The sequence below is a fragment of the Leifsonia sp. KNZ13-11D genome (assembly GCF_056754895.1).
The window spans coordinates 1,647,399-1,665,968 of record NZ_JBPGWU010000001.1; the positions used below are offsets into that span (position 1 = coordinate 1,647,399).

At 71.1% G+C, this 18,570-nt stretch carries 18 protein-coding genes and 1 pseudogene; 16 read left to right on the plus strand and 3 right to left on the minus strand.

Going from position 1 to position 18,570, the window contains the following annotated elements; all coding sequences use genetic code 11:
- The first annotated feature begins 28 nt into the window (after positions 1 to 28).
- The 3 genes from ACR9Y5_RS08320 to ACR9Y5_RS08330 are packed head-to-tail and all read left to right on the plus strand — an operon-like array spanning position 29 to position 2,934.
- Positions 29 to 802 carry a lysophospholipid acyltransferase family protein gene (locus ACR9Y5_RS08320; RefSeq protein ID WP_481297526.1) on the plus strand — a complete coding sequence of 258 codons (774 nt, stop codon included), beginning with the start codon at positions 29 to 31 and terminating at the stop codon, positions 800 to 802.
- Positions 795 to 1,925: an NAD(P)H-dependent glycerol-3-phosphate dehydrogenase gene (locus ACR9Y5_RS08325; protein WP_481297527.1), complete on the plus strand. Its 1,131-nt coding sequence runs from the start codon at positions 795 to 797 to the stop codon at positions 1,923 to 1,925. Before ACR9Y5_RS08320 ends, ACR9Y5_RS08325 begins: the two co-directional genes overlap by 8 nt.
- Positions 1,837 to 2,934 (plus strand): D-alanine--D-alanine ligase family protein, encoded by a 1,098-nt coding sequence (locus ACR9Y5_RS08330; protein WP_481297528.1) that lies wholly within the window; start codon positions 1,837 to 1,839, stop codon positions 2,932 to 2,934. Before ACR9Y5_RS08325 ends, ACR9Y5_RS08330 begins: the two co-directional genes overlap by 89 nt.
- A gap of 39 nt (positions 2,935 to 2,973) precedes the next feature.
- Here ACR9Y5_RS08330 and ACR9Y5_RS08335 read toward each other — a convergent pair whose 3' ends face one another.
- On the minus strand, positions 2,974 to 3,507 hold the full coding sequence (locus ACR9Y5_RS08335) for a DUF3515 family protein (protein ID WP_481297529.1): 534 nt from the start codon (positions 3,505 to 3,507) through the stop codon (positions 2,974 to 2,976).
- Between the two features lie 25 nt (positions 3,508 to 3,532).
- Here ACR9Y5_RS08335 and thiL point away from each other — a divergent pair, with 25 nt between their 5' ends.
- Positions 3,533 to 4,537 (plus strand): thiamine-phosphate kinase, encoded by a 1,005-nt coding sequence (gene thiL, locus ACR9Y5_RS08340; RefSeq protein ID WP_481297530.1) that lies wholly within the window; start codon positions 3,533 to 3,535, stop codon positions 4,535 to 4,537.
- Here thiL and ACR9Y5_RS08345 read toward each other — a convergent pair.
- A complete protein-coding gene (locus ACR9Y5_RS08345) occupies positions 4,528 to 5,112 on the minus strand; it encodes an RsmD family RNA methyltransferase (protein ID WP_481297531.1) in 585 nt (194 codons plus the stop codon). The two genes, thiL and ACR9Y5_RS08345, sit on opposite strands and share 10 nt — an antisense overlap.
- A gap of 49 nt (positions 5,113 to 5,161) precedes the next feature.
- Here ACR9Y5_RS08345 and ACR9Y5_RS08350 point away from each other — a divergent pair, with 49 nt between their 5' ends.
- The 11 genes and pseudogenes from ACR9Y5_RS08350 (at position 5,162) to mutM (ending at position 16,055) form a co-directional block, all read left to right on the plus strand.
- Positions 5,162 to 5,998, plus strand: coding sequence for a hypothetical protein (locus ACR9Y5_RS08350; protein WP_481297532.1), 837 nt, complete (start codon positions 5,162 to 5,164; stop codon positions 5,996 to 5,998).
- A pseudogene (locus ACR9Y5_RS08355) lies at positions 5,995 to 8,224 on the plus strand (ATP-dependent DNA helicase RecG). Before ACR9Y5_RS08350 ends, ACR9Y5_RS08355 begins: the two are co-directional and overlap by 4 nt.
- Positions 8,225 to 8,309: 85 nt before the next feature.
- Entirely contained in the window at positions 8,310 to 8,792 is a 483-nt protein-coding gene (gene coaD, locus ACR9Y5_RS08360; protein WP_481297533.1) for a pantetheine-phosphate adenylyltransferase, read from the plus strand.
- A 38-nt stretch (positions 8,793 to 8,830) separates the two neighbouring features.
- The gene (locus ACR9Y5_RS08365) at positions 8,831 to 9,931 is read left to right on the plus strand and encodes an AAA family ATPase (protein ID WP_481297534.1); all 1,101 of its coding nucleotides are present in this window, start codon (positions 8,831 to 8,833) and stop codon (positions 9,929 to 9,931) included.
- Position 9,932: 1 nt separating this feature from the next.
- Complete coding sequence (locus ACR9Y5_RS08370; RefSeq protein ID WP_481297535.1) at positions 9,933 to 11,264, plus strand: DUF58 domain-containing protein; 1,332 nt, start codon at positions 9,933 to 9,935, stop codon at positions 11,262 to 11,264.
- A complete protein-coding gene (locus ACR9Y5_RS08375; RefSeq protein ID WP_481297536.1) occupies positions 11,254 to 12,528 on the plus strand; it encodes a TgpA N-terminal domain-containing protein in 1,275 nt (424 codons plus the stop codon). The genes ACR9Y5_RS08370 and ACR9Y5_RS08375 overlap by 11 nt, the downstream gene beginning before the upstream one ends.
- Positions 12,525 to 13,520 (plus strand): transglutaminase-like domain-containing protein, encoded by a 996-nt coding sequence (locus ACR9Y5_RS08380; RefSeq protein ID WP_481299541.1) that lies wholly within the window; start codon positions 12,525 to 12,527, stop codon positions 13,518 to 13,520. The genes ACR9Y5_RS08375 and ACR9Y5_RS08380 overlap by 4 nt, the downstream gene beginning before the upstream one ends.
- 11 nt (positions 13,521 to 13,531) lie before the next feature.
- Complete coding sequence (locus tag ACR9Y5_RS08385) at positions 13,532 to 14,098, plus strand: YceD family protein (RefSeq protein WP_481297537.1); 567 nt, start codon at positions 13,532 to 13,534, stop codon at positions 14,096 to 14,098.
- 2 nt (positions 14,099 to 14,100) lie between these two features.
- Positions 14,101 to 14,304 carry a 50S ribosomal protein L32 gene (rpmF, locus tag ACR9Y5_RS08390; RefSeq protein ID WP_481297538.1) on the plus strand — a complete coding sequence of 68 codons (204 nt, stop codon included), beginning with the start codon at positions 14,101 to 14,103 and terminating at the stop codon, positions 14,302 to 14,304.
- 85 nt (positions 14,305 to 14,389) lie between these two features.
- Entirely contained in the window at positions 14,390 to 15,103 is a 714-nt protein-coding gene (gene rnc, locus ACR9Y5_RS08395; RefSeq protein WP_481299542.1) for a ribonuclease III, read from the plus strand.
- Positions 15,081 to 16,055 (plus strand): bifunctional DNA-formamidopyrimidine glycosylase/DNA-(apurinic or apyrimidinic site) lyase, encoded by a 975-nt coding sequence (gene mutM, locus ACR9Y5_RS08400; RefSeq protein ID WP_481297539.1) that lies wholly within the window; start codon positions 15,081 to 15,083, stop codon positions 16,053 to 16,055. Before rnc ends, mutM begins: the two co-directional genes overlap by 23 nt.
- Here mutM and ACR9Y5_RS08405 read toward each other — a convergent pair.
- A complete protein-coding gene (locus ACR9Y5_RS08405; RefSeq protein ID WP_481297540.1) occupies positions 15,991 to 17,052 on the minus strand; it encodes a GNAT family N-acetyltransferase in 1,062 nt (353 codons plus the stop codon). The two genes, mutM and ACR9Y5_RS08405, sit on opposite strands and share 65 nt — an antisense overlap.
- Positions 17,053 to 17,269: 217 nt before the next feature.
- Here ACR9Y5_RS08405 and ACR9Y5_RS08410 point away from each other — a divergent pair, with 217 nt between their 5' ends.
- Positions 17,270 to 18,493, plus strand: coding sequence for a branched-chain amino acid ABC transporter substrate-binding protein (locus ACR9Y5_RS08410; RefSeq protein ID WP_481297541.1), 1,224 nt, complete (start codon positions 17,270 to 17,272; stop codon positions 18,491 to 18,493).
- The last annotated feature ends 77 nt before the right edge of the window (positions 18,494 to 18,570 follow it).

An 18,570-nucleotide genomic window follows, 5' to 3' on the forward strand; every position in this document is an offset into this window, starting at 1 on the left:
GAGCGCCATGGCCGTCACGGATAATGGGATGGTGCCAGCAACCGATTCCCCTGCGAAGAAGCAGCGCTCCGAGAAGAGCCGTCCGTCGATCTTCTGGGTGCTGGCGGGCATCCTGCTGCCGATCGGTTATCTGCTGGCCCGGTTCAAGATCGTCGACGGCGGGAAGCTGCCGCGCACCGGCGCGTTCATCCTGACGCCCAACCATTACAGCGAGATCGACCCGGTGATGATGGGCATCGTCGCCTGGAAGCTGGGCCGCCTCCCGCGGTTCCTGGCGAAGGAGAGCCTGTTCCGCGTTCCGGTCGTCGGCTGGTTCCTGCGCAGGTCCGGGCAGGTCCCCGTCGCGCGCGGCGGGAGCGCCCGGGGAGCGGCGCCGCTCGAAGCCGCCCAGAAGGTCGCCGACGAGGGCCGGATCGTCGTCATCTACCCGGAGGGCTCCCTGACCCGCGACCCGGACATGTGGCCGATGCGCGGCAAGACCGGCGCGGCGCGGATGGCGCTGGAGCACGACATCCCGGTGATCCCCATCGCGCACTGGGGCACCCAGCAGGTGATGGCGCGTTACGCCAAGAAGATCAGCTGGTTCCCCCGCAAGACCATCGACGTCAAGGTGGGCGATCCGGTCGACCTGTCGGCGTTCCGCGGACGTCCGCTCGACAACGCGACGCTCACGGAGGCGACCGCCGTCATCATGGATGCGATCACCGCCCTCCTCGAGGATCTGCGGGGCGAGAAGGCTCCCGCGGAGCGGTGGGACCCGTCCCAGCACAACCAGAAGGAGACCGGCCGCTTCGATGGCTAAGGCAGTGAAGGCTCCCGTCGCCCGCCCCCGCCGGATCGCCGTCCTCGGCGCCGGCAGCTGGGGGACCACATTCGCGAAGATCCTCGCCGACGGCGGTTCCGACGTCGTCCTCTGGGCACGCAGGCCGGAGCTTGCCCGCGAGATCAACGAGGTCAAGCGCAACAGCGACTATCTCGAAGGCATCAACCTGCCGCGCAACCTGCGTGCCACGTCCCGGCTGGGGGAGGCGATGCGCGACGCCGAGCAGGTCTTCGTCTCCATCCCGAGCCAGACCCTCCGCTCGAATCTCGAGGCGATGATCCCGTTCCTCGGACCGGAGACCGTCGTCGTCAGCCTGATGAAGGGTGTCGAGAAGGGCACCGGCCTGCGCATGAGCGAGGTCATCGCTGAGGGGCTCCCGATCGAGCCGGACCGGATCGCGGTCGCCTCCGGCCCCAACCTGGCGCTGGAGATCGCCCGGGAGCAGCCGACGGCGGCCGTCGTGTCGTCGTCGAGCCTGGAGACCGCGCAGGCGGTCGCGATCTCCGCTACGAACCGGTACTTCCGCAGCTTCGTGAACACGGACGTCATCGGCACGGAGTTCGGCGGTGTCCTCAAGAACCTGATCGCCGTGGCGATCGGCATCGTCGACGGCGTCGGTTACGGCGAGAACACGAAGGCCTCCATCATCACGCGCGGACTTGTCGAGATGACGGATTTCGCCGTGGCCTACGGGGCGAAGCCGGAGACGCTGTCGGGCCTGGCCGGGCTCGGCGACCTCATCGCGACGTGCGAGTCGTCCCTCAGCCGCAACAACACCGCCGGACGTCTGCTCGGGCAGGGCTACGGCTTCCACGACGTCGTGAAGCAGATGAACCAGACCGCGGAGGGGCTCGCCTCCGTCGCCCCCATCCTCACCCTCGCCGAAGCGCGCGGGGTCGAAATGCCGATCGTCCGTCAGGTCAGCCAGGTGCTCGCCGGTACGCTCGATCCGAAAGACATCGCACCGCATCTCACGACGGATTCGGACGAGCCGCAAGGCGAAAGGACTACGGATGACGGACAAGGTCGCGGTCGCGCTTCTCTTTGGGGGTCGCTCAAGCGAGCATTCGATCAGCTGCGCGACGGCGGCGGGCGTCCTTGAGGCGATCGACCGCGACCGCTACGACGTCATCCCGATCGGGATCACCCACGACGGCGCCTTCACCCTTCAGCCCGACGACGCGGCGCGCTTCGCGCTGAATGCCGAGAAGCTCCCCGAGGTCGACGACAACGGCACACGGATCCTCTGGCCGGACAGTGCATCCAGCCGGGCCCTGTCGGTGGTGAGCCCCGACGGCTCCCGCTCGTCGCTCGGCGACGTGGACATCGTCTTCCCCATCCTCCACGGCCCTTGGGGCGAGGACGGCACGCTCCAGGGCATGCTCGAGCTCGTCGGGCTGCCCTACGTGGGCAGCGGCGTGCTGGCGAGCGCGCTCGGGATGGACAAGCACTTCACCAAGACCGTGCTCGAGCAGGCGGGAATCCCGGTGGCGCCGTGGCGCACCGTCACCGCCTACGAGTGGGGGTCCCACCCGGAGGCGATCCGCGAGGCGGTCCGCCCCCTCGGTCTTCCCGCGTTCGTCAAGCCGGCCCGCGCCGGTTCGAGCGTCGGGGTGACGAAGATCTCGGACTGGTCCGAGCTGGATGCGGCGATGGCGACCGCCCTCGCCGAGGACGACCGCGTGCTGATCGAGTCGATGGTGGCGGGTCGTGAGGTGGAGATCGCCGTCCTCGGCGGCCGCCCAGGCGAGCCCGCGCGCGCGTCGGTCGCCGGTGAGATAGTCCTCACCGGCCGCGAGTTCTACGACTTCGCCGCCAAGTACCTCGACGCTCCGGGCATCGACCTGGTCTGCCCGGCCGACCTCACCGACGATCAGCTGGCGGAGATGCGCGACCTGGGCATCCGTGCGTTCGACGCGATCGGCGGCGAGGGACTGGCCCGCGTCGACTTCTTCCTGACCGCGGACGGCTTCGTCGTCAACGAGATCAACACGATGCCGGGCTTCACGCCCATCTCGATGTTCCCGCGCTGCTGGCAGGAGTCGGGGCTCAGCTACCCCGCGCTGATCGACGAGCTCATCCAGGTCGCGCTGGCCCGCGCCGCCGCCTGACCCTCGCGGCACGGCTGCGCGCCGTCCGGCGCGTCCCGATCAGGGCGCCGTCGTCGCGCTCGGCGCAGGCGTCTGCGTCGGGCCCGTGTCCGTGTCCGTGTCCGTGTCGAGCGTCGAGAGGCACTTCTGGGTCTGCTTGATCGTGGAGATCGCGCTCGCGAACTCGGGCAGCACCGACGAGTCGGACACACCGGAGACGTGGTCGATGATGACCTCGGTCGCGGGGATGCGCCCGAAGGTCTGGTAGACGATCGTCTTGGCCGCCGGATCGGTCATCAGCACCCAGTCGACGCCGTTGACGTTGACGCAGGGCTTCGTCGTCGGCCCGATCGGCGGGACGCCGCAGCGCAGGATGACGACGGCCGGGTCGCCCCATGCGCCTGTCGCCTGGGCGTCCGTCTCGCGCGCCGGCTCGTCGGCGACGGTGTCGGGGAGGCGCACGCTGATCTCCGCGCATCCCGGCGCGTTGCTGCCGGCGGCCGGGTCGAGGGAGACGGTCGGCGCGCAGCCGGCGAGGAGGAGAGCCGCTCCGGCGAGCAGCAGGGCCGGGAGGGCGCGGCGACGGGAGTTCATCGGTTTCAGGCTACCGTTTCAGATCATGGGAATCTCTGGGAGCGACGCGTCCGCCATCACGATCGGGGAGGCGTCGGAACGGGAGGCGCTGCGGCGCATCTTCCCGCGGCTCCCGCAGTCGTCGGCGACCCTGGTCGGCCCGGGCGACGACGCCGCCGTGCTCGCCGCGCCGGACGGACGCTTCGTCGTGACCACCGACATGATGGTCCACGGACCGGACTTCCGTCTCGCCTGGTCCGGACCGGTCGACCTGGGCTGGAAGGCCGCAGCGACGAACCTGTCGGATGTTGCGGCCATGGGCGCCGTCCCGACGGCGCTCGTCGTCGCGATCGCCGCGCCCCCCGAGACTCCGGTGGCGTGGCTGGAGGGGGTGGCGGACGGCTTCCGCGAGGCGTGCGCCGAGCTCGCCCCGGGCTGCGGCGTCGTCGGCGGGGATCTGTCCGTCTCCGCCACGCTGACTTTCGCCGTGACCGCGTTCGGCGACCTCGAGGGCCGGACGCCGGTGCTCCGCAGCGGTGCGCGGCCGGGCGACATCGTGGCGGTGTCGGGCATTCTCGGGCAGGCGGCGGCCGGCTTGCGTGCCCTGTTCGCGGAGGCGGTGGATGCGTCGGGCGAGCCGGACGCGCACCGCTTCGCCGCCGTCGCGGCCGCGCATCCGGACACGGTCGCCGCGCAACTCCGCCCGCGCCCGCCCATCGCGGACGGACCGCGCGCCGCCGCCTCCGGTGCGACCGCCATGCTCGACCTCAGCGACGGCCTCGCGCTCGACGCGCGCCGCGTCGCGGAGGCGAGCGGTGTCGCGATCGACCTCGACACGTCGACGCTGGGTCCGGATGTCGCAACGGCACTCCGCGGCGGCGAGGATCACGGACTGTTCGCCGCCTTCCCGGCCGGCACCGAGCTCCCGGGCGGCTTCCGCCGCATCGGCGTCGTGCGCGAGGGGGACGGCCTGCTATTGGTGGATGGAGTCCCGTTCGGCGAACGCGGCGGATGGGATCCCTATCTGGAGTGGGACGGCGGTCAGGGCTGACCCGGCGCCAGCCAGAAGATCGCGGTCTCGCCGTAGTCCTTGCGGCGTTCGAGCACGAGGCCGTCGGGGAGTGAGGGCCCGGGTCCGCGGGCGCTGCGCTCGACGCAGACCACGGCATCCTCCGACAGCGTCGGTTGGAGGGCGCTCAGGACGGCCGTCAGCTCCTCCTCGCCGACCTCGTAGGGCGGGTCGATGAAGACGACGTCGAACCTCCCGGCCGCCTGACCGAGGTACGACTGCACGGAAGCGGCTCGCACGTCGATCGAGGGCGGAGGGCCGTGGTGCCTGCTCGAGCGGGCTGCCGCGGCCACTGCGGCCGCGTTGCGCCGGCACACCTGCGCCGCCGCGGGGCTCCGCTCCACGAGCACGACCGACGTCGCGCCCCGGCTCGCCGCCTCGAGCCCCAGCGCTCCCGAGCCCGCGTACAGGTCGAGCGCCCGGGCCCCGTGGAGCGCATCCCGCGCCTCCAGGGCCGAGAACACCGCTTCGCGCACGCGGTCGGAGGTCGGGCGGGTCCCGCTCTTCGGCACCTGCAGCGTGAGCGATCCTGCGAAACCGGAGACGATTCGGGTCATAGCCCCCTGAGCCTAGCGTCGCGGCGGACGCACCCGCCAAGATATGAGGATGGAGGAACGCCTGGAGCAGGCAGAGCTCGACCGCCTGTGGCTCCCCGGTGACCCGATCGCCTCCGAAGAACGCCTGGCCGACGCCGTCGCCCGTTCGGACCGGTCGGAGGTCGTCCGCGCGGAGCTGGAGACGCAGCGAGCGCGCGCCCTCGGCCTGCAGGGGCGCATCGAGGAGGGCGAGGCGCTCCTCGACTCCTTGGAGCCGGCGTCCGGAGTGCTGGAGGTCCGCGTGCTCCTGGAGCGGGGTCGCCTGCGTCTCGCCGCCGGCCGGCCGGACGAGGCGGTCCCTCTGCTTGAGGCGGCACTCCGCGCCGCGCGCCACGACGGCGACACGGGTCTCGCGCTCGAGAGCGCGCTGACCCTCGCCGAGGCCGATGCACCGAGATCGGAGCAGTGGGTGGAGGAGGGCCTCGCCGACCTCGCCGCGACGAGCGATCCCCGGTTGCTGCGCTTCGGCGCCGTGCTGTTCGACCTGCGCGGCTGGGCGCGGTTCGGCGACGGCGACGCCGCGGCCGCGCTGGTGTCGTTCGAGGACGCGGTACGTTCCGCCGAGCTGTACGGAACCTCCGACCAGCGCTTCGCCGCGCAGTGGGCGGTGGGAAGGGCCTTGCGGGCGCTCGGCCGGACGGCCGAGGCGCTGGCCGTCCAGCAACGGCTCCACGAGGAGCGACCGGGCGAGCGGGCGGTGGCCTCCGAGCTCGCCGAGCTTGCGGGGTCGGCCGACCAGGAGCCCACCGGCACGGATTCCTCCAGAGCGTCCGGGACGCGTCCCGATCCCACCGCACCGCCGCCGGACGGCGGAGTGCCGGGGGAGACGCATACGATCGAGTCATGACCTCCGCCTCCGCCCCGGCCGGCTCCGGGATCGACGCGGGCGCCGTCGGCCTCGACTCGCGGCTGAGCGGCGTCCTCGGGGGCCGCACGGCCTCCGCGTTCGAAGAAGGCGTTCGGGATGCGCACGGTCGCCGACCTCCTCAGCCACTACCCCCGCCGCTACGCCAAGCGCGGCGAGCTCACGGCCCTCGCGAATCTCCCGCTCGATGAGAACGTCACGATCATCGCCGAGGTGCTGCGGGTGCAGGAGCGGCCCATGCGCGCGCGGCGGGGGAGCATCCTCGAGGTGAAGATCTCCGACGGGGAGGGCATCCTGACCCTTACCTTCTTCAACCAGGCGTGGCGGTCGCGCGAGCTCACGCCGGGAGTGCGGGGCATCTTCGCCGGCAAGGTGTCGGCGTACCGCGGTGCGCTTCAGCTCGCGCATCCCGACTACGAGCTGTTCGAACCGGACGGGGAGAACGCCGTCGTCCCGGGCAGTTCCGCCGCGAAGGAGTGGGCGCAGACCCCGATCCCGATCTACCCCGCCACGGGCACCGTCGCCAGCTGGCAGGTGCAGAAGGCGGTCGGGCTGGCCCTCGACGCGCTGGGCGACGTGCCCGACCCCATCCCCGATTCCGTGGTGGTGGAGCGCGGACTCGTCCCGTTCCGCGACGCACTGGAGGGCATCCACCGCCCTCAGAAGGATGCGCAGTGGCAGCGCGCCCGTGACACGTTGCGGTTCCAGGAGGCGTTCGTGCTGCAGGCGGCGCTTCTGCAGCAGCGTGCGGCGACGCGCGAGGTGGCGGCCACGCCGCGGAAGGCGGTCGCCGGGGGCCTGCTCGAGCGGTTCGACGCCGCGCTGCCGTTCGCTCTCACGGGCGACCAGGATGTGGTGGGCGGCGAGATCGAGCGCGACCTGGCCGGCACGGCGGCTATGCACCGGCTGGTGCAGGGGGAGGTCGGGTCCGGCAAGACGCTCGTCGCGCTCCGGGCGATGCTCGCGGTCGCCGACTCCGGCGGACAGTCCGCGCTGCTCGCACCGACCGAGGTGCTGGCCGCGCAGCACCTGCGGTCGATCGCCGCGATGCTCGGTCCGGACCTCTCCGCTCAGCTGATGCCGACCCTGCTCACCGGTCAGCTGTCCGCCGCCGAGCGCAAGCGCGCGCTGCTGCGCACGGTGTCCGGCCAGGCGCGCATCGTGGTCGGCACGCACGCGCTGCTGGGGGACGCGGTCACTTTCTTCGATCTCGGTCTCGTCGTCGTCGACGAGCAGCACCGCTTCGGCGTCGAGCAGCGGGAGGCGCTGCGGGCGAAGGGCGGCACTCCGCCGCACGTGCTCGTGCTCACCGCCACGCCCATCCCGCGGACGGTCGCCATGACCGTCTTCGGCGACCTGGACGTCTCGACGATCGCCCAGCTGCCCGCCGGTCGGCAGGGCATCGAGAGCTTCGTCGTCCCGCTCGCCGACCGCCCCGGCTGGGAGCGGCGCATCTGGGAGCGGGCCTCCGAGGAGATCGCGAAGGGGCGCCAGGTCTTCGTCGTCTGCCCGGCCATCTCGGGCAAGGACGCGGAGGACGACGGCGAGGAGGCGGAGCCCGACGAGGAGCAGCCCGACGGCGCGCCGCCCCGGCCCATCGCGAGCGTCGAGGCGGTCGCCGCCCAGGTCCGCGCCGATCCGCTGTTCAGCGAGGCGCGCATCGGTGTGCTGCACGGCCGGCTGCCCTCCGAGACCAAGGACGAGGTGATGCGCGCCTTCGCCACCGGCGACATCGACCTGCTCATCGCGACGACGGTCATCGAGGTGGGCGTGAACGTCCCGAACGCGTCGGCCATGGTGGTGCTCGATGCGGACCGGTTCGGCGTGTCCCAGCTGCATCAGCTGCGCGGGCGGGTCGGCCGCGGCGACATCCCCGGACTGTGCCTGCTGGTGACGGCGGCCGAGCAGGACACGCTCGCCCGCGAGCGGGTGGAGGCGGTGGCGGCGACCCTGGACGGGTTCGAGCTGGCGAACGTCGACCTGGAACTCCGTCGCGAGGGCGACGTGCTCGGCAGCAGACAGTCGGGCGGCCGGTCGTCGCTGCGCCTGCTGCGCGTCGCCTCCGACGGCGAACTGATCGCCGAGGCCCGGGTCGCCGCCGAGGAGACGCTGGAATCCGACCCGGGGCTCGGCGCGCATCCTGCGCTTCGCGCCGCGCTCGCCCGCCGCCTGGACGAGAGCGAGCGGGCCTTCCTGGGCAAGTCCTAGCCGCCGGGCCGCGACGCGCGGCCGAAACCGTTTGGTAACGGATTCACAACGAAATGCCGGGATCCGCGGGATAGTCTGAAGGTCTATGAACAGGATCGCCGTTGTCCCTGGATCGTTCGACCCGGTCACGCTCGGGCACCTCGATGTGATCGAGCGTGCAGCGGGCATGTGGGACGAGGTCCACGTCCTCGTGGTCCACAACCCGGACAAGTCCGCGCTGCTGCCCATCGCGCAGCGGGTCGCGCTGCTGGAGCGGTCGATCGAGGATGCGGGGATCGTCGGCAACATCGTCATCGCCTCCTGGTCCGTCGGCCTGCTCGTGGACTACTGCACCGATGTGGGCGCGCACGTGCTGGTGAAGGGCATCCGCTCGCAGGTGGACGTCGCCTACGAGACGCCGATGGCGATCGTCAACCGTCACCTCGCCGACGTCGAGACGGTCTTCCTGCTCCCGAACCCCGCGAACGCGCACGTCTCCAGCTCGCTGGTTCGCCAGGTCTCCGCACTGGGCGGGGACGTCAGCCCGTACGTGCCGCCGGTCGTGCACGAGTACCTGCAAGAGACGTGAATCCAGAGACGTGAATCCAGAGACGTGAGCCGAGGGCAATGAACAGTTACGCGACGCGCCAGCCCACCGAGTCCTCCGTGGCCCCCGAGGAGGACACCGGCGCGGCCGCTCTCATGGACCTGGACGAGCTGCGGCGTGCCGCCGAGCAGATCACGGCGAACGTCGAGTCCGTCATCGACGGGAAGCACGAGGCGGTGCAGACAGCGCTGGTCGTCCTCCTCGCCGAAGGACACCTGCTGATCGAGGACGTCCCGGGTGTCGGCAAGACCATGCTGGCCAAGTCGCTGGCGAAGTCGGTCGACTGCACGGTCAGCCGCATCCAGTTCACTCCGGACCTGCTGCCGAGCGACGTGACGGGCGTGTCCGTGTACAACCAGGCGGAGCGGCGGTTCGAGTTCAAGCCGGGAGCCATCTTCGCGAACATCGTCATCGGCGATGAGATCAACCGGGCCAGCCCGAAGACCCAGTCCGCGCTGCTGGAGTGCATGGAGGAGCGCCAGGTCACGGTCGACGGTTCGACGTATCCTCTCACCGCGCCGTTCATCGTGGTGGCCACCCAGAACCCGGTCGAGATGGAGGGCACGTACGCGCTCCCGGAGGCCCAGCGCGACCGCTTCATGGCGCGGATCGCGATGGGGTACCCCGACGAGGGCTCCGAACTCGCCATGCTGACGACCCGCGACACGTCGAGCCCGCTCTCGCGCATCCGGCCGGTCGTGACCTCCGGCGAGTTGCGGGCGATGATGATCACCGCCCGCAACGTGTTCGCGTCGACGCCGGTGAAGCAGTACGCGGTCGATCTCGTGCGTGCCACGCGCGAGGATCGGGACCTGCGGCTCGGCGCCAGCCCCCGCGCGACGCTGCAGCTGATCCGCGCGGCGAAGGCCATGGCCGCCCTGGCCGGCCGCGACTTCGTGCTCCCCGACGACGTGGATGCGCTCGCGGTCCCGGTGCTCGGGCACCGCCTGCTGCCCACCAGCCGTGCGCTGGGCCACCACCACGAGAGCGCGCCGGTGATCGCGGACATCGTGCGCCGCATCGTCGCCTCCACGCCGGTCCCCGTCGGATCGGGCTCCGCCGGCTCCGCGCAGGCGCCGGGCCCGGTCGGCGCCGCGACCCTGGGTCGCTCGGGACGTTAGCGTGCTGGTCCGCGGTCGCGCCTCCTCGCCGCTGAAGCGGCCGCGCCCGACCGCGCGCGGATGGACGCTGGGCGCCGTCGGCGTCGTGGCGCTGGTCGCCTCCGCGCTGTTCGGGCGCACGGACGTGCTGTTCGCGGGCGTGTTCCTGACCGTCCTGCCGCTCGCCGCGATGATCTCGGTCACCGTCGATCGGCCGCGCCTCACCGTCACCCGCAGCTTCCACCCCGACGTCGTGGCCGTGGGCGAGCGGACCACCATCGTCACGAGCGCGCGCAACCAGTCGGCGCGGCCGAGTCCCGCGGCGCGCTGGCGCGAGTCGGCGCCAGCCGTGGTCGGCGTGCAGCCGTCCGCCGCGTTCCCGCGGCTGGGTGCGCACCAGCCCGACGGGAGCCTCGGCCGCGACACCGTCGTGCTGCGCCAGGACGTGGTCCCGGAGCGCCGCGGCGCCCATGCGGTCGGCCCGCTCGTCGTGAGCCGCACCGATCCGTTCGGTGTCGCATACGCCGAGTACGCCATCGGCCAGCCGAGGCAGCTGCTGGTGACCCCGCGTGTCGTCCCGCTGTCCCGCGGCGAGCTGGATGTCGCCCACAGCGAGGGCACGGAGCACGAGCTGCTTCGCCACAGCATCCCGAGCGCCGATGAGCTGATCGCGCGCGAGTACCGCCCGGGCGACCCGCTGCGGCGCGTCCACTGGCGCGCCACCGCGCGCCACGACCAGCTCATGGTTCGGCAGGAGGAGCAGCGCAGCAACCCGGAGGCGTGGATGCTGATGGACACCCGGGCGCCGGCCGCGCACACGCCGGCCGCCTCCGACGAGTTCGAGACCCTGGTCGACCTGGTCGCCTCGATCGGCGTGCACCTGCTCGACGAGGGGTTCGTCGTGAGCGTGGTGGAGACGGGGGACCGGCAGCTCTCCGGCCGCAGCGGAGCAGGCCGCACCGGCACGCTGGGCTCCACCACCGCGACGTACGACTCCGGAAGCGCGGACCGCATGCTGCTCGCCGACCTCGCCGCGGTGGAATCGTCCGGCCTGGGACGCGACGACGCGGTCGCCGAGCTCGGCGGCGGCCTGCGCAAGGCCGGGCGTCCCGTGCCGGTGTTCGCCGTGCTCGCCGGCTCGCCCCTTCCGGAGCTCGGCGCGCTGGCGTCGCTGCGCTCGATGGGCGACCCGGGGGTCGCCTTCGTCGCGTCGTCCACCCCTGTGGAGGCCGTCGAGGTTCTCGCGGACGGCGGCTGGCTCTGCGTCCGTTTCGAGGCCGGGGACGACCCCGCCGAGTGCTGGCAGCGCGCGCTGCACCGCCAGCGGGACCGGGTGGTGGCCGGTGGCGACTGAATCCCTCGCTCTCGCCGTCCCGCGCGTCGCGGCGCGCCGGCGCGTGGGCTACTGGCGCATCACCGGCGCCCTGATGCTGCAGGTGCTGGCCGTGAGCTACGCGCTGGTCGGTCTGATCCAGGGGCCCGGCTGGTGGTTCGCGCTCGTCGGGACCGCAGCGGCCGTCCTGGCGACCGGCGCCGGGCTGCGCAGCCTCGGCGTGCACCGCGGTCTCGTCCCGGTGCTCCTGTCCGCGGAGTCGGCGGCGATCATGACGATCGCGTTCGGCCGGGGGACCGGGTTGCTCGGGCTCATCCCGACACCCGCCACCGTCTCGGCCTGGTCCCAATCGCTGCAGCAGGCCATGCTCTCCATCTACCAGCAGGGGACGCCCGCCGAACCCCTTCCCGAGTTCCTGTTCCTCGTGGTCGGCGGCGGATGCCTGCTGGCGCTCATGCTCGACATCCTGGCCGTCGCCGTCCGGACCCCGGCGTTCACGGCTCTCGCCGTGGCGGCCGTGCTGGTGGTGCCGGGCGCCCTGCTCGGCGACGGGCTCGATCCGTTCGCCCTCGCCGCTTCCGCCGCCGCGTACCTCTGGCTGCTGCGCAGCGACGTCCGCACCCGGCGCTCGGCGACGCCCCGCCCCGGCGCTGCGCTGTCCGTCGGCGCTTCGGCCGTCGCGATCGCGGTCGTGCTCGCGGGCACCGCGCCCGGTTTCGACCAGGGCGGCGCCACCTCCTTCACCGCCGGGGGCATCTCGATCGGCGGCACAGTCACCCCGCTCGTGGACCTGGGCAAGGACCTGCGCCGGCCGGCGGCCGTCCGGGCGCTGACGTACACGACCTCCTCGGCGAACGGGCAGTACCTCAAGCTCGCGTCGCTGGATCAGTTCACGGGCTCGGTCTGGAAGCACCGCGAGCGCGACACCAGCCGGCTCACGGACGGCGCGACCATCGGCCCGGTCGCCGGCCTGTCCAGCGCCGTCAAGACGACGAAGATCACGACGACGATCGACATCGACAACATGACCAGCCGCTGGCTGCCGGCGCCCGCCCCCGTGCGATCGGTGAAGGGACTCAGCGGCACGTGGTCGTGGGACCCCGACGATCTCACCATCGGCGGCATCAACGCGACGACGCAGGGCCAGAAGTACACGGCCACGAGCCTGGTCCTGGAGCCGACCGCGGATCAGCTCAAGGCGGCGGGCGGCTTCGTGCCGGCGGACGTGCAGCGCGACCTCTTCCTCCCCCGAATCTGCCGACGATCATCGAGCAGACCGCCCTGACGGCGACGAAGGATGCGCTCACCGAGTACGACAAGGCCGTTGCGCTCCAGGACTACTTCCGCGACAACGGCTTCGTCTACTCGACCCAGACGCCGCTCAAACAAGGCTTCGACGGTGACGGTTCGCGCGTCATCGCCCGGTTCCTGGAGGTCAAGAGCGGCTACTGCGTCCACTTCGCCTCCGCCATGGCCCTCATGGCCCGCACGCTCGGCATCCCGTCGCGCGTCGCCGAGGGGTACCTGCCGGGCGCCACCAGCGGGGGGACCGCGACCAACCCCGGCGAGTACACGGTCACGAGCGACGATCTCCACGCGTGGCCCGAGCTGTACTTCGCCGGCGTCGGCTGGGTCCCGTTCGAGCCGACCGTCGGCCGCGGGACGGTGCCGGACTACACCCGTCCGCAGACCGATCCCGCCGCGCCGCCGCCCACGTCGGCCTCGACCTCCGGCGCGGCGCCGCGGGCGCTCGTGCCCACCGACCCTGCCAACCCGTCGGGTTCCGCGTCGTTCACGCCGCAGTCGAGCGCCCAGCCGATCGCCACGGGCATCGGTGTCGGCGTCCTGGTGATCGCCGTGCTCCTCGTCCCGGCCGCCTGGCGCCGGGTGCGACGCCGCCGGCGACTCCGGGAGCTCACCGACGAGTGGGGCGGAGCGACCATCGTGTGGGAGGAGCTGAGGGACACCGTCCGAGACCTGGGCTGGACCGCTCCGCCCACCGAGACGCCGCGCGTCTTCGCGAGCCGGGTGGAGGCGGCGGTGGCCGGCACGCCGGGGGAGGAGGCAGTGCGCCGTCTCCTGTCCGAACTCGAGCGCGACGCGTACGGACCGCCGACCCGGCGGTGGGCCGGAGGCCTCGCCGACGATCTCACTGCGGTGATCGCGGCGCTGGAGGCGCAGGCCGGAGCCGCCGTGCGGTTGAAGGCCGCGCTGATTCCTGTGTCCTTGCTGCCAGCGGGCTGGCCTTCCGCCGCACGACCCCGGAGCGCCGCGTAAAATAGTTCCTCGTGACCACGAAGAACTCCCCGTACGCCATCAATGTGTACGACCTCATCCGCCACCCCGGCGCCATGCGCGAGCAGCGCATCAGCATCCCCGTGACGGAGAAACTGGGCGAGGGGCTGATCAGCGTCCCGGAGGGCGAGACCATCGATCTCGACCTCCGTCTGGAGTCCATGCACGAGGGCATCCTCGCCACCGCGGACGCCGTGACGACCGCCACCGGCGTCTGCGGACGCTGCCTCACCGACATCGAGCAGACCGTCGAAGTCGATTTCCAGGAACTTTTCGCGTATCCTTCTGACGAAGCTTTCGATCATGAGGTTCACGACGACCACGTGGATCTTGAACCTCTGATCAGGGATGCGGTGGTGCTGTCACTGCCCTTCCAGCCGGTGTGCCGGCCGGACTGCCCGGGTCTCGACCCTGAGACCGGGGAGAGGCTGGCGGATGTACCGGATCGCGAACCCACGCAGACCATCGATCCTCGCTGGTCTGCGCTCGCGGGATTCCAGGCTTCCGACACCGATGAACCCCGACCGAACCCTCGCGGAACGAATACAGAGAAGAGATAGTCATGGCCGTCCCCAAGCGGAAGCAGTCGCGCGCCAACACCCACGCCCGCCGTTCGCAGTGGAAGGCCTCTGCCCCCACGCTGGTCAAGACCATCGAGGGCGGCAAGGTCACCTACAGCCTGCCGCACCGTGCGAAGGTCGTCGAGGACTCGGCGGGCACCGCCCTCTTCCTCGAGTACAAGGGCCGCAAGGTCGCCGACGTCTGATCGTCGCCCCGAAACGGCGAAGACAGACACGGTAAGCACAGACACGGTAAGCACAGACACGGTAAGCACAGACACGGTGAGCGCTGTGGTCGGAGAGAACCCTGACCGCAGCACACTTCTCGAGAAGCTCGGGGTCGACATCGACCCCGAGCTTCTCGAGCTTGCGCTGACCCATCGCTCGTACGCCTACGAGCACGGCGGCATCCCCAACAACGAGCGCCTCGAGTTCCTCGGCGACTCCATCCTGGGGCAGGCCGTCACGGTCAAGCTGTTCCGCGAGAACCCGGACCTCGACGAAGGCGAGCTCGCGAAACGCCGCGCCAGTCTGGTCAGCTCCGTCGCGCTGGCGGAGGTCGCCCGCGGCATCGGCCTGGGTGAATACCTCCGGCTCGGCCGCGGGGAGAACCAGAGCGGCGGTCGCGAGAAGGCGTCCATCCTGGCCGACACCGTGGAGGCGCTGATCGGCGCCACCTACCTGGACGCGGGCGGCGACGCCGCGACCGCGCTGGTCCTGCGCCTGATCGAGCCCCTGCTCGACGACCCGGAGCGCTTCGGCGCCGCCATGGACCCGAAGACGAGCCTGCAGGAGGCCGCCGCCCACCGCGGCGCCGGCCTGCCGGTCTACACGGTGACCAACACCGGGCCCGACCATTCCAAGACCTTCCACGCCACGGTCGCCGTCGGCAGCCTCGTGACGGCGACAGGGGAGGGCACCAGCAAGAAGCAGGCCGAGATGGCCGCGGCGCTCAGCGCCTGGACGGAACTGACGAGAAAACGTGCCAGAGCTCCCCGAGGTTGAGGTCGTCCGGGCGGGCCTGGCGCCCGCCGTCACCGGCGCCACGATCCTCGGCGTGGAGGTCTTCGAGCCGCGGTCGTTGAAGCGGCACGACCCGGTGGCCGGCGCGTTCGACGCGCTCCTCACCGGCCGGGTCATGGAGGGGCCGGTGCGCCGCGGGAAGTTCCTCTGGATTCCGCTCCAGGGCGCCCCTCGCCGCGCGATCGTCGCCCACCTCGGGATGAGCGGCCAGATCCTCCTCCGCGAACCGGGCACCGTCGAGGCGGGTCTTCTGCGCATCCGCCTGCACATCGAGAGCCCGGAGCACGGCGAGGTGTGGGTGCACTTCGTCGACCAGCGGATCTTCGGCTCGATGGCCGTGGATGCGCTGGTGCCGACGGACGACGGCGCCCACGGCGGTCTCGGCACGGACGAGCCGCTGATCCCGACGCAGGTGACGCACATCGCCCGCGATCCGCTCGATCCGGCGTTCGACGACGCCCGGTTCGCCGCAGCGCTCGCGCGCAAGAACACAGGCATCAAGCGCGCGCTGCTCGACCAGACCCTGATCAGCGGCATCGGCAACATCTACGCCGACGAGGCGCTGTGGGCGGCGCGCATCCACTACGCCCAGCCGGCGGCGTCGCTCAGCCGCGTCCGCGTGCGCAGCCTGCTCGCCGAGATCCGTCACGTGCTCGAGAAGGCTCTGGCCGAGGGAGGCACGAGCTTCGACGCGCAGTACGTCAACGTCAACGGCAACTCGGGCTACTTCTCGCACAGTCTGAACGCCTACGGACGCCAGGGCGAGCCGTGCCCGCGCTGCGGGACGCCGATCGTGCGCGAGCAGTTCATGAACCGCGGGTCGCACTTCTGCCCGCACTGCCAGCGCCTGCGGAACCCACCCGCGCCGGTCAGTCCAGCGTCTTCTGCCAGTGCCCGGTCAGGGCGTGCGGCCGGAAGCCGAACGCCCGGTTGATCGCCAGCATCGGGTCGTTCTCGTCGGCGTTCCAGGTGAGGATGCGGCGGATGTGCGGCGCACGCCGCCCGAGCTCCTGGATGTTCCGCAGCTTCACGGCCGTGCCCAGCCGGTGTCCCCGGTGGGCTCGGGCGACCAGCGTGTCGTACTGCTCCGCCTTCGTCCCGTCGGCCGGCACCGCCAGCTCCGTGTAGGCGGCGATCTCGCCCGTCTGCTCGTGCACCGCGGCCGTGACCAGCAACGGCTCGCCGCGCGCGACCAGCGTGCGCTCCTGCGACCGGACGCGCTCGCCGTCCCAGTCCTCCGGATCGACAGCGATACCGCTCTGCGGGATGTCGGTCGACATGCGGGCCTTCATCGCGGCGAACCGATCGAGCAGGTCGTCCGGCGCGGCCCCCCACCACGACACCAGCCGGAAGCCGTTCGGCGTCATGGTCAGGCCCGCCTCGCGCTCGGGCGGGAGGGGGAGGTGCAGCTCGCTCGACCGCTCGATCTGGCCGAGGGTGTAGCCGTGCTTCAGGGCGAAGCGCACAGCGGGGGATTCGCGGGGGAGGCCTGCTGTCCCGGCGGGTGCGCGCACCAGACGGTCGGCGCCTTCGAGCGTGCGCACCGGGTGCTCGGTGTAGGTCGAGATCACCCGCCTGCCGCCCTCGGCGGCGAGCTCCTCGCCCTTCTCGAGCAGCGCCGTTCCGATCCCGCGGCCGCGGAGTGCTGGCACCACGTCGACGAGCAGCGAGACCGTCTCCGAGTCCTCGTCGAGCGGGAAGACCGCCTCCACCCGCCCCACGATGGCGTCCTCCTCGACGGCGACGTGGACGATGCGCTCGACGTAGTCCTGCTCGCGGTACGCGGCGAGCGCCTGCTCGGCGGTCTCGACGAAGTCGTCGTCGCCCCACAGGTCGACCACGATGCCGTTCAGCACGCCCACGAGCTCCTCGAAGGCGGCCGACTCCCGGGTGCCGAGCGCGTCGGGGACGGGCAGCCGCGTCACACGCATCGGGGCACACCTCCTCGAGCCGATCCGGGCAGGGGATCAGCCTATCCGCGCGGTCGTCGCACTGTGAAGCGCGCGAACGGTTTGGTTTCGATCGTGTAAATCTGCGCCGCGATCACGGTTGCAAAACGTTGCGGGCACTGTATTCTCAGCACACATATTCGTGGCACGAACCAGCGAAAACGCAGGTTCGTGACGGATTTACGTCGAGAGGCAAGAGATGCTACGGAAGAAAGTCACCATCGGTGCGGCTGTTGCAGCGTCAGTCGCACTGTTCCTCGCGGGATGTGCCAACCAGCCGTCCACGGGAGGATCCACCAACGGGAACTCGTCGAAGGTCGACATCCCGGCGATCACGTCGGTCGATGTCCCCAAGGACGCGGTGCTCCCCGCCGGAGACGGAAAGGCCACCTGTCCTGCCGGCCTGACGATCGGCTACGTGGGCGCGGAGACGGGCCCGAACGCTCAGCTCGGCATCAACATCTACAACGGCATCCAGCTGGCCATCAACCAGCACAACGAGTCCAACAAGGGATGCCAGGTCGGCTTCAAGAAGTTCGACACCGAGGGCGACCCGAACAAGGCGACCGGTCCGGTGACCCAGGCCGTGAACGAGGCGGACATCGTCGGCGTCGTCGGCCTCCCGTTCTCGGGTGAGTCGAAGGCGACCGGCAACATCTTCGAGCAGCAGGGCCTCGTCCACATCACGCCGTCGGCCACCAACCCGGGCCTGACGCAGAACGGCTGGAAGACCTTCTTCCGCGGTCTCGGCAACGACGCCGTGCAGGGTCCGGCCGCAGCGAAGTTCCTCACGGGCAAGCTCGAGGCCAAGAAGGTCTACCTGGTCCAGGACGACTCCGACTACGGCATCGGCCTCGGCACCCAGACCTCGAAGGCGCTCGGCGACGCGCTGGTCGGCACCGACAAGGTGACCACCGGCCAGAAGGACTTCTCCGCGGTGATCTCCAAGATCATCAACGCGAAGCCCGACGCGGTCTACTACGCCGGCTACTACGCCGAGGGTGCTCCGTTCGACCAGCAGCTGGTCAACAAGGGCTACAAGGGCACCTTCGTGGGCCCGGACGGTGTGAAGGACGACCAGTTCATCAAGCTGGCCGGCGACGCGTCCAGCAACGCGTACTTCACCTGCCCGTGCATCCCGGGTGAGCTGATCCCCGACTTCGAGTCCGCCTACAAGAAGCTCGCGAACGCCGAGCCGGGCACGTACTCGATCGAGGGCTACGACGCCGCCACCGTCCTCCTCTCGGGCATCGACAAGGGCAAGACGACCCGCCCCGACCTGCTCTCGTGGGTGAAGGACTACGACGCCGACGGTCTGAGCAAGCACTACAAGTGGGACTCCACGGGTGAGCTTCAGGCTCCGGCCGTCTACGGCTACAAGGTCGAGAACGGCAAGATCGTGCCGATCGGCACCATCGGCTGAGAGCGACACCCCGGGGGTGCCGTGGGCCCCGGCCCGCGGCACCCCCGCTATTTCGACTACGCTCGCTACCGACCGGA